This is a genomic window from Paenibacillus sp. FSL A5-0031 (assembly GCF_001956295.1).
Classification (GTDB): domain Bacteria; phylum Bacillota; class Bacilli; order Paenibacillales; family Paenibacillaceae; genus Pristimantibacillus.
In genome coordinates, this window is the sequence record NZ_MRTD01000013.1 from 211,315 (window position 1) to 229,722 (window position 18,408).

The following is an 18,408-nucleotide window of genomic DNA, read 5'->3' on the forward strand; positions in this document are numbered from 1 at the left end:
ACTTGGAGGCTAAAGCATGTTTTCTTGGTTGCGAATGACGGCTATTATAATCGTTACTGCTTTTTTAACTAGGTTCATTCCGTTCTCGGCTTTTTTTCAAAATGTGAATACATTAGTCCACGAGCTTGCCCATGCGCTTGCAGCTTTGCTGCTTAAGGGAAGCGTCTTGCATATTTATTTGTACGCTGACCAAAGCGGAGTGACGTATACCTCGTACACGGACAGCTGGATGCTAATCCCGATTGCGCTTGCTGGCTATACGGGCTCAGCTTTGTTCTCGCTGCTGCTTTTCTTTCTATATGCAAAAGGAAAAGCTCGTTTTGGACTCGCGATCGTTGCGATAGCAGCGGGAGTGGCGCTCGCGCTTTTTGTTCGAAATGATTATGGCATGGCTTGGAGCGCGGGTTTCCTAGCATTGACGGCTCTTATTTATTTTGTTGCTCCTCGCTGGCTCAGAGACTTTTATTATTTGTTAATCGCTTTTATTTGTTTAGTGGAATCTATTATTAGTCCATTTGTGTTGCTCTATCTTGCGATTACGGAGCCCGCATCAGCTGGGGATGCGGCTGGTTTAAGCGACGTAACCGGTGTACCTGCCTTTGTGTGGTCCGCTTTGTTCTGCTTCTTCTCGCTCTGGTGTGCCAAAACAGCGACCAGCAGCTTGTTTAGGAGAGGCGCTGGTGGGATACTAATAAGTAAATAAACACTGGAGAGGCTGTGAGCAAATGTCCAAAAGCTACAAACTGCCCGAGAAGAAAAAGGTGGATCTGAAGGACATCGATCCGAAGGATACGGGGCGCTTTTCAAATAAAGAAGAAGTCGTTCAGGCAGTGAAGGAGCTTGAGCTTGAGCTGCAGCAGCTGCAAGAAAAACTTGCCGCGAGCAAAGAGCATGCCGTGCTGTTTGTGTTTCAAGGCATGGATTGCAGCGGCAAGGATGGTGTAATTAAAAAAGTATTTGCCGGACTTCATCCGCAGGGCATTTCTGCTCATAGCTTTAAGACGCCAACAGAGGAGGAAGCGCGGCATGATTTCTTATGGAGAGCACATGTTGCCGTGCCTGCCCTTGGCCAGATAGCTGTATTTAACCGTTCGTACTATGAGGAAGTTTTGATCACGAGAATCCATGGTACGGTAAAGAGCGAGGAAGCGAAGGAGCGGTTTAAGCATATCAATCATTTTGAAGCTCTTTTAGCCGATAGCAGGGTGAAAGTGGTCAAGATCTTTTTGCACATCTCGAAGCAGTTCCAACTGGAGAAACTAATAAGCCGAATTGAAGATCCGAAAAAAAATTGGAAGTTCGACCCGTCCGACTTAAAGGAACGCAAGTCTTGGAAGCAGTACAGCGAGATTTACGAGGAGCTGTTTGAAAAATGCAGTAAAGCGGCGCCATGGTATGTCGTCCCCTCCGATAATCGCTGGTATCGCAATTATGCGGTGCTTCGAATCGCGGTGGATGCGCTGCGGAGCCTTGATTTGAAAGATCCGGCAGCAAGACCTGAGCTCCAGCCCTTTTTGGAGGAGCTTAAGAAAGAAGAAGCATAGCTTGCAGATGATTGATAAAGAATGGCAGTCCAACACATGGCTTCATGTGCGGGGCTGCCTTTTTTGTATTTATAAGATGTAGGCTCCCTTTTGATCCACAAGGAAGCGTTCCTATTTATCTTGTTATTGAGAGCGAGAAACATGTCGAAATATGTTTAGAAGATGTCCAGAGCCAACTACTATAATGGTATTTATTGCTATATCAACGATGATAGAAGACTCAGGAGGGATTTTTTTTATGACACATAAACCATTTGTCAGAGTAGTCAGCATGCTGCTCGCAGTGGTGCTGCTTACATCGATTTATCCTGTTTATCCAAGCAGGTCGGGGCAGCAAATATTCGCTCAGGAATCGGCTGACACAGAGGTGGAAGAGCCTACAGTAACAAGCTCCTCCTACGATCTAGAGTCTTTGGCTGTTGCCGGAGCTGCTGATAAGTTCTCCGATTATGGATGGGAGAAAATAGAATCGAACATTAAGCCTAGCCCGCGTATGGGGGCTGCTATGGCATTTGATGAAAAGAACGGAAAGGTCATTATGTTCGGTGGCGAAGGCACTTCCGGGCTGCTGAAGGATAACTTCCTGTGGGACGGCGAAACCAAGCAATGGCAAAAGCTCGCTGACTCGAGTGTGCCAAGTGGCCTTACTGCCCGTAAAGGAGCGGCAATAACCTATGATCCTAACCTAGAGCGCGTCGTGATGTTCGGAGGCGAGGGTGCTTCAGGCGTCTTGAACGATATTTGGGTGTGGCATGGTGAGGTATTGCAGTGGAAACCATTGCTCATTCCAGCTCCGTCGGCACGTGCTGGCGCTCAGTTTGCTTATGATGGACAAAACTTGGTGCTGTTCGGCGGTTATACGCTGTCTGGAGCTACTAAAAACAGATTAGCTGATACTTGGATTTTTAACGGAACAAGCTGGGAACAGCGGACACCTGCCCAAAGCCCTCCGGCCACTTATTCGGGCTCGATGGCTTATGACGGGCAGTATGCCGTGCTTTATGGCGGTAATATTGGTGATGAAATTCGCGGTACAGCCTATCAAATCAGTTCGAATACGCTATGGGTATGGGACGGAACGACATGGAATGACAGCGCTCCAAAGGTTGAAGCGCAGGACTGGGGCCGCTGGGGGCAAGCGATGGCCTACGATGGACGGAGAGTCGTCTTCTATGGTGGTGAGTTCGATTGGATTAACCCGAGCACTAGTGCGGTTACGCCAAACAAAAAACGCCCTATCGCAAATCCGCAGGATGATCAAGGGAAGAAGGCTGCTTTCGGCTGGGACGGGAGCGCTTGGTCGGTATGGTCTGGCAAAAGCAAAGGGCCGGGCGGCGGCATAGAGGGCGGTCCAGGCTCAGGCAGCTATATGAGCATGGCGTATGATGGCTATAACTTTGTCGTATTCGGCGGAAACCATGAATGGGGAGGACTAACGAATGAGACGTTTACATTCGGCAATCCTTTGCCTACCTTGCCGATCGTAAGCATAACGGGTTCACCAACGATATTGATGGACAAGAACAACAAAGCGAATGATCTAGCAAGGTTCTCTGCTAATGTGAAAGGCAAAGCGCTCAGCGAAATTGGGATAGAATACCGTGAAGCGGGTCAAACCACATGGCAGAAGAAGGCACATTTGTCGGCTGAGGCTGGTGCGGTCACCATTGATCTTAACGGCTTGAAGTGGCAGGTCGACTACGAAGCACGCGTGTATGCGACAAATGTTGTGGGGACGGCATACAGCGCAGTTTCTACTTTCAAGTTTTTTGAGGACCCGGCTATGGTGGTTCCAGACCTGCGTTATGACCGTGCTTCACCATCGGTGCTGCATACGAAGGATAAGAAGAGGCTGGTCGTCGTCGGAGAGGGCATCACCAATTTGTGGAGAAAGCCAGCTTCAAATATTCATTATTCACTCAAAAGCCAAGGCGGGCAGTTGTATCCGTTGACGCCAAACGTTCGCAATAATCAGGAGCTTGAGCTGACTTGGACGGATGAATTGCCAGATGGCAAATATGATTTGGAGCTTAATCACGATTTTTACGATGATTTTGTTCTCTCAAGCGCTTTGCTTATTACTTCAACCGGCGTATATGAGCCGCGCGATTATAATGAAATTATCATTCCTAGCACAGATTCGGACAATGAAGATATTAGTCAAATGGCGATTAGAGGGCCGTTCACGGAGAATCCCTCGGAGCTTGGTATATATAAGCTAAACAATATGAATCAAGTGGTCATGCTGAATGAATATATTAAATTTAAAGGAACGAGCCTGACGATTGATAAGACGGGTGTAGATACGTATGTAACGGGTGTCGGACGGCTTTATGTTGAAAAAGCTGGCATTATGTATACGTTGTTCCTTGGCTCCTTTGAGTTTAATTCAGCTGAGTTCGTTATCGAACTTGCTGGTGATATGCAATCTGATTATTTGAGCTTGAATTTGCCGATTACATTGAAGAAAATTACTTTTATAGCTGGCGGGGTAAGGCTCGGCGGGGATATTAAAGTAGATTTCAGTGCAGGAACGACCAAAATTAAAGGCGAATCGGAAATTGAAGCGTTAGAGTTCAAGCGCGAACGGTTCGATTTTGCGGGTAAATTCAGTATTGCTGGCGAGTTTGAGGCAGGTCCGCTCGAGGGTGCTGAGCTCAACTTTCGGCTTGATACACGCATTCCGCTCTATGGTGCGGGAGGCTCCTTCGATTTGCGCAAGCAGAAGGTTGGATTTGAAGCGGATATTCAGTTCAAACGCGGGAAGCTTGATGCGCTTAGCTTTGGCGTTCGCCGCAAAATCAAGCTTGGCTCGACGGGGGCACAGCTCACTCGTCTTGGCGGCGGGTTTTCGAATCTAGCGAGCCAGAGCGAAGTACCGTTTACGTTGAAAGCGTTTGGCGGTGCATCAGATGTCATTGCGCCTGAGATCAAAGGCTACAATATGGTGAACGGCAACAATTTGAGCGTAGGATTATCGCGTTATCATTTTGAAGCATCCGGAGAGCTGGCTGTTTACTGGGTTCCGGTTGCGAATTTGGATTTTCTGACGATTTGGAATGCAGCGGGCTTTAAAGAGTACAGCAGTGCAGGCTTCCGATTGGATGCGAACTTGAATCTGGTAGACGTTGTGGTCGGTCAGCTGTTCGCGCAATATTTTGCAAACAGCGGTTATGCAGGTTTTGTTAGTGCACGCATAAAAATACCGAACTGGGTGTCGGTTATCGGCGGCAAAAGCTTTGGCGGCATTGATGTCGGCGTAAACAATCGTGAGATTTTTGGATCGGTTGGTTCAGGCTGGTTCGGTGGTTCTGCCAAATATATGTTTGCTCCGAACAGCTTCGACTTCAGCCTTGGCGCGAGCAAGGATATGAAGAGAGAAATTGAGAGAATGAAAAGAAATATGGTTAAGCCGCCGAGCGCTCGCTCGATGCCATTGCTAAACAGCAGTGCTTTGCTGTTCACAAGCGCATTCGCGGATACTTCTTTTACACCTCTTACGAATCCTTTGCTCACAGAGGATAAAGGTTACATGCTGAAGCTTCAGAAGGATGTGCTGCAGCAGGGTGAGATAGGCGTAGATACGGCTGCAAGCGGACGTATTTTATTGGGACAGTTTACGGCTGCATTGCGTGAGAATTCACCGCAAGCCAGCTTTACGAAGCAGGATCAGATTCAATACACATTGCAGGCAGATCATAGCTTCAAAGCGCTGCTAGTGCTGGATGGCAAGCAGGAAGATCTTTCAATCATTCGTCCGGATGAAAGCGTGGCATCGCTCAAGTTCCCTGAGACGGAAAAGGCTGGTAATGGTGCTATTTCTGCCGTATATCGTGAAGATGAGGATAAAACGTATATCCGTTTGCAACTAACAGCGAATGAAGATTGGAAGCTGGCTGCATCGCAGTCTTTGCAAGTGGAATTGTACGAGCTTACATTTCTAAATGAATCGCTCAGTCTTACTGAGCTGGCAGCACGATGGGCGGCAGCGCCTGAATTGAAGCTTACAGCAATAGATATGATGGAGCGCGGCTTGAAGCTGGTAGAGCTTGACCAGCCTAAAGGCGCTGTGAAATTGTACAAGCCAGATGGCCGTGAATATGGTCTGGAATCAGATTCACTTAAATCAGGCTGGAATCATTATGTCGATCCACTAAGCGGCAAGCTTTACCTGTTGATCGATGTAGCTCAGCCGGGCGAATGGCTGCTTGAAGCAGGACAGAAAACGCCGGCTAAGGTATTTGCTCTTGGAGAGCATACCACGACTCGGGAGCTGAAAGACTGGATAACAAGCGGTGAGCTTCGTACTGAAGTCAACCTAAAAAGCGGTCAGACCTTGCTTGAAATCGATCAGGCGGATGAGTCTGCGGTACTGTATCGCCCAGATGGCTCGCTATATCCGTTGCAAGCGGATCGCAGCGAATCAAACTGGAATGCATATTATGAGGCTGATAAACAAAAATGGACGATTTTGGTGCAAGCGGAGGAAGAGGAAGCGGGTCTTTGGACCGTTCGCGGCAAACAATTCGTGACCATACGTGCCTTCCGCAGTGATGAGCAATACGACAGCTTAATTCCGTTTTTCTCAAATGGAACAGCAGAGTACACGACGAGTTTACAAATCGATAAGCCAGGCCGATATATGTTTATGTTAACGGGTGGTTCTCGCAATACCCAAATTATTGCACCGGATAACAAAGCCATTCCGGTTGTTTTTGAGGTCGAGAATGCCAAAAATTACAATGCGGTGCTGCAAGCAGCAGCTGCAGCGGAAGATGAGGAAGCCGATAAATACGGCGATATGACATTTACATCGAATCTGCCTTTTGTTGCAGATGCGGATATGCTTTATGTCGCTGCTGATATTGAACAAACATGAAAATGGGAAATTCGCTCCTCCCTGCCTATTCAAGCAAGCATGTATGAGCTCGATCCTGTAACTGAAATTAGCGAATTTAGTGCAGTTCCAGAGACAGAAGGCACGAATCGCTTCAAAGTAAAATGGAACGTGGACCATGCCAAGCAGGGAACCAAAGTAAGCTTAATGGTAACCGATCAATCCAATAAGGCAATCGGGCCGGTTATTTTGAAGGATCTTCCTGCATCAGGCATTCAAACGATTGACATTCCGGATGAATTTATGCCGGGTCAATACTGGTTGTCTATGGTGGCGGAAGGTGAAGAAATTGCACCGCTGTTTGCGGTAACGTCTGAGCCTGTACAGCTGACTGCTGAAGTCATGCTGCCTCAGCCGAAGCAGCTTGCGATTACTTCCACTGGAAACGGCGAGCTTACGCTGCGTTTTCCTTCCATTAAGGCCGAGGGACTAGAATATTACCAGTTGACGGTCAGCTATAAGGATGATGAAGGCAAAACTGTAACGGATACATTCGGAGCAGATCCTATGGCCGGAGATTGGCAGGACGTCATTATATCCGGATACAAGCCGGAGAGCAGCTACACCATCAATGCGATGGCGGTTGGCGAGCAAAATGGCAAAGTGGTCGTTAGTCCTGTGTCAGCTAATGTAGAGGCGTTCTTGCCTAATCCGAAACGGGCAAAACTAAACGTTGCTTTTAATACTTTCGGTGCTAAGCAGAAGACCAGCACATACAAAAGCTATGATGAGCAAGAGGAGATTATGGTTAACACAGCTGCGGAAGAGGTTAGTGTAGAGCTGACTAGTGATCAAGCAGCAAAGGTTAATCTTTACGTAAACGGGGAATTGCTGCAGTCCAAGGATACCGAAGCCAGTGCTGTCGTATCGTTCAATCTGAATGAATTGCTTCTAGGCAAAGAAACAAATGAGCCGCTAGAGCAGCTTGATTATACGATTGAAATTGAAGCGATTAACGAGCGCGGCGATTACAGCTCTGATTATAGGAAATTGTACGTAGACCGTACGGAGCCATTCTTGTATGTGGCAGGCAAGCAGAACGAGGATCTTGTTCGTGAGCCTCTCAATGGGCAGGTCGTATATGGCAGCCGTATCCCTATGGTTGGTCAAACGGAAATAGGCGCTTTGCTGACCGTTGATGGACGAGCTGTTCCAGTGAACGCAGAAGGGAAATTTAATTATTTTGCTCCGATTGTGTGGGATGAAGCTGGCCTTCATACTGTCATTGTTGAAGTAGAAGATGAAGTCGGCAATCGAGTCGAATATCGATTTGATGTGGTGCAGGGAACAGAGACCGAGGAGCAGTCCAAGGTGAAGCCTTCTGATCTAGCGGCGTTAGAGCTGGACAAGGGCGTTCTATCACAACCATTCCATCCGGATCTGACAGGTAGATATGAGTCGATTGTAGAAGAAGGCAAGGTCCGATTATATGCTGTTGCTGCTGCAATAGATTCTGTTGTAACAGTGAACAATGTGCCGTTGAACGCACAGGGCTACGCAGAGCTTGAGGCTCCGACTGGCAATGGCATAACTACAGCGCAGGTGAAGGTATCGGGAGCAGATACAAGCGAAAAGACATACGTGATTGAATTGAGAAGCAAGCCGTCGGAAGTCGCTGTTCTGAAGAGCCTCACGATGCGGGCAGGGACAGAGGAGCTGCTGACAGAACCAGCATTTAATGGAGCGGACACCGCTTATAGCGTGTATGTCGAAAATAATACGAATGAGGTAAATGTTGCGGCTGAGGCCTATAAGCAAGGATCTACGATCCGTGTAAATGGCGAGCAGCTTGGTGAAGCTGGAATTTCTGTGCCGGTACAGGTGGGAGAGACCCATGTAGCCGTTCAGGTTATTGCGCCAAATGGACAAGAGAATAAAACCTATAATGTTAAGGTTATTCGTGCGAAGGACAGCAATGCGCAATTGAAGGAGCTAACGGTAAGCGGAGGAGTGCTAACGAGAGATTTTGCTGGAAATGAGATGGATTACCAGATCATAGCGCCTTCCGATTCTGCGGCTCTAAGCATCGCTGTAGAAGCAGCTAGTCCGAGTGCAGTCATTCGTATAGCAGATGGCGAAGTTGACCTCGGCAGCGGGGGAACGCATGTTGTTCCTTTGCGCAGCGGAATTCAACCTGTTCAACTGGATGTAACAGCAGAGGATGGTACTGTTGCGACTTACAAGCTTGCTGTTATCAAGCAATCAGCTTCAGCAGCAGCAGCGCCATCGTTATCAGAGCTATCTATCTCTGGAATAGACTTGCTGCCGACATTCTCTGCAAGCAGGCTCAGCTATAAGCTGAAGTCAGAGATCGAAGACGCGAATGTGACTGTGCTTGCAAACACCTCAAATTCTGATGCTATTTTGACCATAAATGGTAGGCCGGTTGAAAAAGGCGTGCATCAGACTGTAAGTTTAAAGGTGGGTACAAATCTAATTGTGATTGGAATCGAGTCTGCTGACCGCAGCAGCTCAAGACAATATTCGATTGAAATCGTTCGGAAACCAACGTATGCAACGCCGGATCGATTAGCGACTGTCGCATCTGGGGATTCAAATGCTGCAATAGCAAATGTAACCATTACTAGAACGGTTGCTAGAGATGGCAGCAAAATAGATACGGTTAATATTCCGCTTGCTAAGGCGGAGGAAATTGTTTCACAGATGAAATTGCAGAAGCAGAATGCGGCTCGCATCGTTATTACGAATCTACTTAATAATCCGAGCGATGAGATTAAGCTGAATGTTCCGTCAAAAGCAGTTGCCGCATTAGCCGAGAGCGGAATTAGTCTTATCATCTCAACGCCAACAGCAGAATTGACGTTATCGCGAGAGACGATTCGTCATATCAAGGAAGCGGGTATTGAGCTTTATCTCCGTTTTGTACCGATTCGCGAACAAGCGAAGCAAAAGCAAATTTATGACAGGCTGCTTGGCGAAGAGAAGCTTAAGAAGCAGTTGGGCGGCAGGGATGCTGAACTGCTAGGCCAGCCTACTGCAATTGAAACGAACTATAAGGATAGTGTTACTCGCATCGTACTGCCGATAGCTGGTCTTGAGATTGCAAAGGACAGTGCAGCTGCGAAGGAGCTTGAGGCGCAATTTGCGGTTTACATTGAGCACAGCGATGGAGAAAAGGTGCTCCAGCCAGGAACACTTCAATATGATGCAAAAGGAATCGTGAACGGTATGGCATTTGATGTTGCTAAATTCAGCAATTTTGCTGTCGTTCGGCTTACGAAGGACAAACTTTATGAGCCTTATGTAACGGGGTATCCGGATGGAACCTTCCGTCCAAGTAAAACGATTACTCGTGCGGAGCTTGCAGTCATACTTGCCAAAGAGCTTAAGAAAAACGCCAGCCTGCTGGAAGAAACGGCGCCTAATGCTAATGAAACGGAGCTGCCTGAGTTTAGCGATGTCGTCTCCGACCACTGGGCAAAAGAAGCGATTACGCTGCTCAGAAATCATGGTATTATGAATGGTGACGAGCAAGGCAAATTTAGACCGGGCGACGGAGTCTCTCGTTCAGAGATAGCGGTTATCGCGGCTCGTTGGAACAAGCTGTCCCTAAGCGGTACTGCCAAGGTGGATTTTACAGACTTAACAGGACACTGGGCATCAAATGAAGTTGCTGCAGTTGCAGTGGCAGGGTTTATGAAGGGATATCCGGATCATACCTTCCGTCCGAATGGCTTGCTGCTTCGCGGAGAAGCGGTTCGTGTACTCAACGCAATCTTCAACCGTCCAGTGCCGCAGGAAACTGTCAGCTCTAGCTGGCCGGATGTCGCGCCAAAACACTGGGCTATGTTAGATATTGAAGCGGCTTCTAGATATGTGCAGAAGCTGCCAGATGGACAAGTTCGAGTCGTAAAAACGAAATAATACTAGGTCATACCGATAGCAGAAGGCTCACTGAGAAATAACAATGGAAGGAGGAGGGCATGGATCAATGCTTAAGGTAATATTAGTGGATGATGAGGAGCCGGCATTGATACATCTGGAACGATTGCTGAGGGCAGATGGCCGGGTTCAAGTTGTGGGCAAGTATACCTCTGCTATGGAGGGACTTGACCACCTTGCTCGCAGTTATGCCGATATCGCGTTTCTTGATATCGGCATGCCCGAGATGAACGGCCTTGAAGCAGCTGAACGTATACAGGAGTTGTACCCTGCAATACGAATCGTTTATGTAACCGCCTATTCAGCGTATGCTGTTGAAGCATTTGAGCTGCATGCGCTGGATTATTTATTGAAGCCGGTCGATTCTGCGAGAATTGGAAAAACGATAGATCGTATTGAGGAATATGCGAAGCTTTTGAACAATCAAGCACAAAGCTTCGAAGCTCTAGCAGAACGAAATGAGCTTTCAGTGCGATGCTTTAAACGGCTTGAGCTTGTAGGCGGGGCTGCTTTAAACGGCAAGGTGAAGTGGCGAACGAAAAAGGCGCAGGAGCTCTTTGCTTATTTCCTTCATTTGGAGGGGGCTTGGGTTACGAGAGAGCGGCTTATTGAAACGCTTTGGCGAGAATATGAGCTGGACAAGGCGGTTACCTATCTTCATCATTCCGTTTCACGCATTAGATGGCTTCTGCGTGAGTGGGGAGTTTCTTTCACGGTAGAGTATCAAGGTGAGAGCTACCGACTCCCGTATGCTGCCATTCGTACCGATGTAGCTGAGTTTGAGGAGACAGTAGCTGAGCTCCCTTATCAGTTTCAGGATAATTGGAGTCGGTATGAGCATGCGATTTCTCTTTATAAAGGCGATTATTTGGAGGATCATAATTATGCGTGGGCAGAGACCAAAAGAATAAATTTGCAGCATCGTTATTTTCGGCTGGTTAGCAGTATGGCAAGATACGAACTGGAGGAAGGCCGTGCTCAGTCGGCTATCCAGAGACTGACGACTGCTCAGATCAGCTTCCCATACTCAGATGAAATTTGCAGATTGCTTCTTGCAGGTTATGCTCAGATAGGGGATACGGAATTGCTTAACCGCTGCTACGAAACCTATGCGCAATTATTATTGCAGGAGCTAGGAGTCATTCCTGAGAGGCAAACGACGGATTTATATCATCAATTATCCCAGTAAGACGTGAATTTAGGCAAGGAGGCAACGATGGGATGAGAAAGCAATGGTGGACGATAGTTGTATTTTTCCTTATCGTTGTAGCTTTTCCGGTAAACGAGTTTTTTTATAATCAATCCATTGAGAAGAGTGCACCTCATTCAAGCGCTGGCATGCTGGATTTACAGGAATGGAATTTCGAATCAGAAGGACTTGTCGCGCTGAATGGTCAATGGGAATTTTATCGTGGACAGCTGCTGCTGCCAGAGCAATTCGCAGATCCAGCTATTTCTCCTTATAAGGGGCCTGAACTAACAGGCCTCTTTCCTGTGCCAGCGGAGTGGAACAGCTATATAGCGGAGGACGGCAACCCGCAGGGAGCGGGATTCGGTACTTACAGGCTGAGAGTGGAGTTAAACAACACAGCAGAAACGCATTACGGAATACGAACGACAAATATCCGCATGGCTAACCGGATATTTATAAATGGACAGGAAGTGGGAGCAAGCGGAGTACCTGGTGTCTCAGATAAAGAAGATATCGCATCGAATATCCCTTATGTTGGATTTGTATCCGTAGATAGATCCTATGTTGAAATTATCGTACAAGTATCCAATTTCAACTATGCTTCGGGCGGCATCATCTATCCAATTTGGTTTGGCTATGAGGCTGATATTCGCAAGAGCCGCGACATCGCGTTGTTTGGTGAATTTATGAACATCAGCGGGTTTGCATTGTTTTCTATGTTTTTCCTTCTTTTGTTCTACATGCGCAGAAAAGAGCGCTCGTTGCTTTATTTGGCTTTATTTTGCTTAGCTCTGCTGCTCTATGTATGTACTCATGGCGAGAAGCTGATTGCACTGGTCATGCCTCAGCTTAGCTACGATTGGATCATGAAGCTGCAGAACATTTCTTCAGCATTCGGTTATTATTTTTTATTGCAATATGTGAACGTGTCGGTACCAAGAGCTGTTAACAAGCTTGTGTGGCGGGCAAGCAATATTGCAACGATTATCGTCATTATTGCAGCATTCATGCTGCCGACGATGCTTTATTCACAGTGGTTTTTGAAGGGAATAGGCCTTTCAGTATTTACTTTTGGAGTTGTGCTTTACACCCTTGTCAAAGGTGTTATGCGCCGATCGCGGGACGCCTATTTTTTGCTTTTGAGTGCGATAACCATTTTGGTATTTATAATCGTCAGTGTCATGCAAGTATTTGGTCTATTGGAAAATCATTTTTTCATTTCGTTTGAGCTGCTTATCTTGGTCATTGTTCAAGTAATCATGCTAGCTCGACGTTTCTCTCACACCTTTAATGAGGTGGAAGAGCTCTCTCGCAAGCTGTTGACCTTGGACGAATTAAAGGATGAATTTATGGCGAATACGTCGCATGAGCTTCGAACGCCGCTGCATGGTATTGTAAATATCGCAGAATCCTTGCTTGAGGGTGTAGCGGGGACGCCAAACACCGATCAGGCTAGACAGCTCTCTATGATTGTATCGACAGGTAGAAGATTGAATTATCTGATTCATGATATTTTAGATTTTTCCACCTTGCGAAATGGACAGCTTACACTGAATCGGCAAGCTGTTGATTTATCAGCAGCAGCCCAATCCGTAGTCGAGGTCATTGGGCATTTAGCCGATAAAAAAGGGGTAAGCCTGACGCAGGATTGGCCGCAGCAGATGCCGCTGCTCGATACTGATGAGGAGCGACTGCGTCAAATTTTATTTAATTTGCTTGGCAATGCGGTGAAATTTACACATCAGGGTGAAATTCGAATCTATGCGGAAGTCGTGGATTCATGGGTGAAAATCAGCGTTACAGATACTGGAATCGGCATCGCGGCAGATCGTTTAGACGATATTTTCAAGGCGTTTAATAGCGTTTCCACTGTAGATCTACAATCGGGCTATAGTGGCACCGGTATCGGGTTGAACATTACGAAGAGACTCGTGGAACTGAATGGCGGGTATATCGAAGCAAATTCACAGATAGGTATAGGTTCAACGTTTTCATTTACACTTCCTTCAGCTGCGCTGTCTGCTATTTCTGAGGTTGCTGCTGGTAAAAGCGGCAGAGCAGCGATTCAACCAGCATTAGCGCTCAATAAAACATTTCAAGCAGCGATGAATGGGAATGAAGTGATAGAAGATACACATTCATTCACTGTGTTAGTAGTAGATGATGATCCCGTAAACCTGCAAGTATTAATAAATGTATTGTCTATGGAAAATTATACGGTCATTGCGGTTGACAGCGGGGCTGAAGCGCTGGAGGTACTGTCCAGCGAGCGACGGATTGATCTCGTGATAACAGACTGGATGATGCCAGCTATGTCGGGGCTAGAGCTTTGCCGTAGGATCAGGGAACGATACTCGTTGTCTGAACTGCCTGTACTTATGCTGACCGCAAGAAAATTGGCAGGCGATATTCAAACGGGCTTTAGTGCTGGAATCAATGATTTTTTAACAAAACCTGTTGACGGTATTGTACTGCGTGCTCGCGTACGAACTTTGCTTGAGCTTAGACAGTCTGTTCAAGCGGCTATTCGATCGGAACTGGCTTTTCTGCAGGCACAAATTAAACCTCATTTTTTGTACAATGCACTCAATACGATTATTTCGATATGTCCTGATGACCCAGATAAGGCTACAGAATTGTTATTGAATTTAAGCCGATATTTACGCAGCAGCTTCGATTTCCAGAATCGTCAGCAGATCGTCAGCTTGGAGAAGGAGCTTGAGCTTGTTCAGTCTTATGTCAAATTAGAGCAAGCGCGGTTTGGCAAACGATTGAATGTTGTCTATGAGGTGGATAAACAGCTGCGAGGATTTATTCCGCCGCTCAGCATTCAGCCGATTGTAGAAAATGCAGTTAGGCATGGCGTCATGCAAAAGGCTGCTGGGGGCAAGATCGTATTACGTATTTATGAGGCAGAGGAGAAGCTAATTATTTCAGTTTCGGATAATGGAGTTGGCATCAAGCAAAGTGATCTCAGTACGCTATTGCTTGGGCAACGGCAGTTGTCAGGCGTTGGCTTAACCAATATTCATCGCAGACTGCTCTCTTTGTACGGAAATGGTCTTGGTATTTCAAGCGAAGCAGGAGAAGGAACGACGGTGACCTTTGAGGTTCCGCAGATACAAATAGATATGAGCAAGACTTCATAAGGTTTGATTGAATCGATGAAGAGAGAGGCGCTTAGGTGAGTAAGAGTTTGAACCTAAGTGCTTTTTTTTCTTGAAAAAAAATGCTTGGAGAAAACATCAGATTATTGATTGATTTTGTATGAAATAAAACGACATTTTATGTCGAAAAAAAGAGGATTTTATTCTATATTGTCGAATATCAAATTAGTTATAACACTGACATTTTTTGGTGAAAGGAAGGTTGGGAGGACATTTCAACTGGATAGCATTTCATAGAAACGAGTCGGAATTTCAGTTCATTTTCTAGAAAGGAGATTGTTAGACATTTTTTTAGTTGAGTCGGAGCTATATCAAAAGGCACATATTATAAAAATCTAATTTGGAGTTGAATTTATGTATAAGCGTATTCGTTTTTTTCGCGCTCCTTTACTCGTTATTCTTAGCTTTCTCGTCGTTTTTTCTCAAATCGTTTGGTTCTCATCAACAACATATGGAGCTGGATCGAGCTGGAATACATTAAATAATCCTATCAATAATACGAGCAACCAGTTTTTAGGAATGGGCTATGGCAATGGCGTTTATGTTGCAGTAGGAAGTAACGGTCTGATTGCTACATCTTCGGATGCTGCAAAGTGGACAACAAGAAGTACGAATAGCACTCAAAACTTAAATGAAGTGGATTATGGAAACAACGTCTATGTTGCAGCTGGTGCAGGAGGTACGATTTTATATTCTGCTGATGCTGTTACATGGAATGCAGCAGCATCCAACACGTCGAATCAGTTATTTTCTGTGAAATTTTTAAATGGTTCATTTTGGGCAGTTGGAGCATCCGGCATTATTTTGAAATCAAGTGATGGACAGTCGTGGACATCCATTGCATCTGGAATTTCCAACGATTTGTACAATATCTCCTATGGAAACAGTAAGTATGTCTTGGGCGATGCAAACGGTAAAATTTATTATTCGGCCACTGGAAATCCATCAACATGGGGCGGTGGACAGCAGCTTAACAGTTCATATTATAGTTCAATAAACTTTATAGGATTTTTAAATAATCATTTTTACGCTTTTGATTCCAGTCCGATACTTGCAAGCTACAGATCTTCAGATGCCGTTACCTGGACAAGTACTCCTTTAGCTTGGCAGGCTTTTGCAGGTGCATATGGCAATGGCTTGTATGTTTTGTATAGCAATGCGAATACAGCCTTCACTTCTACGGATGGGGTGAGCTGGACTGAACGGACAACAAACTATGGAAACACGATGCAGGCTATTACATTTGGCAATGGAAAATTTGTCGCTGCAGGCAATAGCGGCTCTATCATGTATTCGCTTGATGGTATCGAATGGACAACGGTAACACCAAACATCACAGATACGGTCTATAACAATGGTCTTTATGTTGCTGTAGGCTATAACAATTCGGCTACGATTGGCGGCACCATTTTTACTTCCACTGATCGAGTGAATTGGACAAGCCGGATAACGCCTACTGCAAATGGATTTTCAAGTATTGCATACGGCAACGGCACTTATGTAGCAGTTGGTTCGGGCGGTACGATCTATGTATCAAGTAATGCAACCAATTGGAATTTGGCAGCCTCTAATACGACAAGCAACTTACAAGGAGTCCAATTTGTAAATAATTGGTTTATTGCTGTAGGAAACAGCGGAACGATTTTAACATCTAGTGACGGAACGGCGTGGACACCAGCTGCAATTACTGCAGGTCCGGCCATCTCGACTGTTCTTTACTCTGTTGCTTATGGGAATGGAACATATGTTGCTGTAGGTCAAGGGTCCAGAATGGCATATTCAACAGACGGATTGAATTGGACTGCTTCCTCTTTAACAGGTTCATCCTTCATTTTTAGAAACGTTGTTTATGCAAATAATCTATTTGTTGCTGTAGGAGCCAGTGGCAAAATATTTACCTCGTCAGATGGCGCCAGCTCGAACTGGACTAGTCAAGATAGTACAGCTACTGGTCTCTTAACAGGGATCGCATACGGTGCTGGACAGTTTATGGTTTCAGGTATTGGAGGGAAAATTGTATCTTCTCCGGATGGAGCAAGCTGGACTTCAGAAGCAACTAATGTAGCAGCTTTTCTTACAAATGTGGTTTATGACGGCAGTCGGTTTCTTTCACTTGGATATAATTTTACGACTATAGAGGCTGCTGCCGTAGTTCCTTCACCACCTTTAATTGTTGGGAATCCTAGCAATGCAACGATTAATGAAGGCGGGAACGCTACCTTCACGGTTGCTGCGTCTAATACGAACTCTTATCAATGGCAGGTAAATACGGGTGCTGGATTTTCAAATATTGTTAATAGTTCAACGTATAGTGGAGCAACTGCGTCAACGTTAACTATAACGGGTGCGACAGTGGGAATGAATGGATACCAGTATCGAGTCATCGCTACGGGCAGCACAGCGCCTTCGGCAATCTCAACTAGTGCAACGTTAACGATAAAAGCACCATCGATTGCTTCGACTATTATGTTTAAATCGAATGCTGGTATTGCTGGCAACGCAACCGTTGTGTCAGATGGGCAGGGCGGATCAGATGATATACCGGGCTTTTCGCTAGATTTTTCGGCAAAGGCTGCTGTAAACCCAAATAAAGATTTAGTTCTAACTTATGAAACTCCTTATCCGGGTACAATTGGTGCAAGTGGACTATCTGCTGGCTATGAAGATAATGAATCCCAAAGTATATGGACGATTAAGAGTCGCAATTCGTCTCAAAACTTCTCTTTAGAATCGATTGCTTTAATCGATTCGGGCAATAAAGATGTTAAAATTGGTGCTTTTAATGATGGTGTTCAGGTTGGAGACTGGGTCAATCTAACGATTAGTGTTGATCCATGGATATTTACGTTCGATCACTCAAATGGATTAAACTTTTCATTTGACAATATTGATGAAATTCGAATAATTCCTCAAGATTCAGAAATGTGGATTTCAATTAATAACGTTCAAATTGGTGATCCTGTGTCAACGCCAGCTCCTTCGATTACAAGCAATCCAAGCAATGCAACAATCAATGAGGGTGACAACGCTACCTTCACGGTTGCTGCATCTAATGCGAGTTCGTATCAATGGCAGGTGAACATGGGTGCGGGATTTACAAATATTAGTGATAATACCGATTACACTGGAGCAACAACAGCAACTTTAGTTATAAAAAGTGCAACAGAGGGAATGAGCGGATACCAATATCGCGTAGTCGCTTCGGGTAGTACTACGCCTGCGGCAACCTCAAATAGTGCAACGTTGACAGTAATTCCTATGAATGTACCTTTGGCAGACTTTACAAATACGAGCAAGACCGGAACATCGGCGACATTTACATGGAGCGCAGCAACGGGCGCAACCGGCTTGAAGATTGAGCAATCGCCAACTGGCACAAATACATGGACAACAGCGACAACAGGCGTGATTGCGACCAATGCAACAACAGCAACGGTAACAGGTTTGTCGGCTGCAGCGGGATATGACTTCCGTCTTGTTGTAACTGGCGGAGCAAATGCTGGCAACTCGAATGTAGTGAATGTGACTACTAATTCAGTTGCGTTGATAGACTTTGCTAGTACGAGCAAGACCGGAACATCGGCGACATTTACATGGAGCGCAGCAACGGGAGCGACCAGCTTGAAAATTGAGCAATCGCCGACAGGAGCAAACACATGGACAACAGCGACAACAGGCGTGATTGCGACCAATGCAACAACAGCA

At 45.9% G+C, this 18,408-nt stretch carries 7 protein-coding genes; all 7 read left to right on the top strand.

Annotated elements, in window-relative coordinates; all coding sequences use genetic code 11:
• Positions 1-16: 16 nt before the first annotated feature.
• Entirely contained in the window at positions 17-703 is a 687-nt protein-coding gene (locus tag BK120_RS22710) for a M50 family metallopeptidase (protein WP_076269780.1), read from the top strand.
• A gap of 22 nt (positions 704-725) precedes the next feature.
• A complete protein-coding gene (locus BK120_RS22715; protein WP_076269781.1) occupies positions 726-1,544 on the top strand; it encodes a PPK2 family polyphosphate kinase in 819 nt (272 codons plus the stop codon).
• 238 nt (positions 1,545-1,782) lie between these two features.
• On the top strand, positions 1,783-6,423 hold the full coding sequence (locus tag BK120_RS22720; RefSeq protein ID WP_076269782.1) for a Kelch repeat-containing protein: 4,641 nt from the start codon (positions 1,783-1,785) through the stop codon (positions 6,421-6,423).
• Between the two features lie 39 nt (positions 6,424-6,462).
• Positions 6,463-10,326, top strand: coding sequence for a cadherin-like beta sandwich domain-containing protein (locus BK120_RS22725; protein ID WP_076269783.1), 3,864 nt, complete (start codon positions 6,463-6,465; stop codon positions 10,324-10,326).
• A 67-nt stretch (positions 10,327-10,393) separates the two neighbouring features.
• Positions 10,394-11,533 carry a response regulator gene (locus tag BK120_RS22730; protein ID WP_076269784.1) on the top strand — a complete coding sequence of 380 codons (1,140 nt, stop codon included), beginning with the start codon at positions 10,394-10,396 and terminating at the stop codon, positions 11,531-11,533.
• 32 nt (positions 11,534-11,565) lie between these two features.
• Positions 11,566-14,685: an ATP-binding protein gene (locus BK120_RS22735; RefSeq protein ID WP_076269785.1), complete on the top strand. Its 3,120-nt coding sequence runs from the start codon at positions 11,566-11,568 to the stop codon at positions 14,683-14,685.
• Positions 14,686-15,057: 372 nt separating this feature from the next.
• Positions 15,058-18,408 (top strand): beta strand repeat-containing protein (locus BK120_RS22740; RefSeq protein ID WP_076269786.1); only part of this gene is annotated, 3,351 nt, incomplete at its 3' end.

Bases quoted from the DNA above. Each gene is read 5' to 3' on its own strand.
- BK120_RS22710 (WP_076269780.1), top strand. From the start codon at position 17: ATGTTTTCTTGGTTGCGAATGACGGCTATTATAATCGTTACTGCTTTT.
- BK120_RS22715 (WP_076269781.1), top strand. From the start codon at position 726: ATGTCCAAAAGCTACAAACTGCCCGAGAAGAAAAAGGTGGATCTGAAG.
- BK120_RS22720 (WP_076269782.1), top strand. From the start codon at position 1,783: ATGACACATAAACCATTTGTCAGAGTAGTCAGCATGCTGCTCGCAGTG.
- BK120_RS22725 (WP_076269783.1), top strand. From the start codon at position 6,463: ATGTATGAGCTCGATCCTGTAACTGAAATTAGCGAATTTAGTGCAGTT.
- BK120_RS22730 (WP_076269784.1), top strand. From the start codon at position 10,394: ATGCTTAAGGTAATATTAGTGGATGATGAGGAGCCGGCATTGATACAT.
- BK120_RS22735 (WP_076269785.1), top strand. From the start codon at position 11,566: ATGAGAAAGCAATGGTGGACGATAGTTGTATTTTTCCTTATCGTTGTA.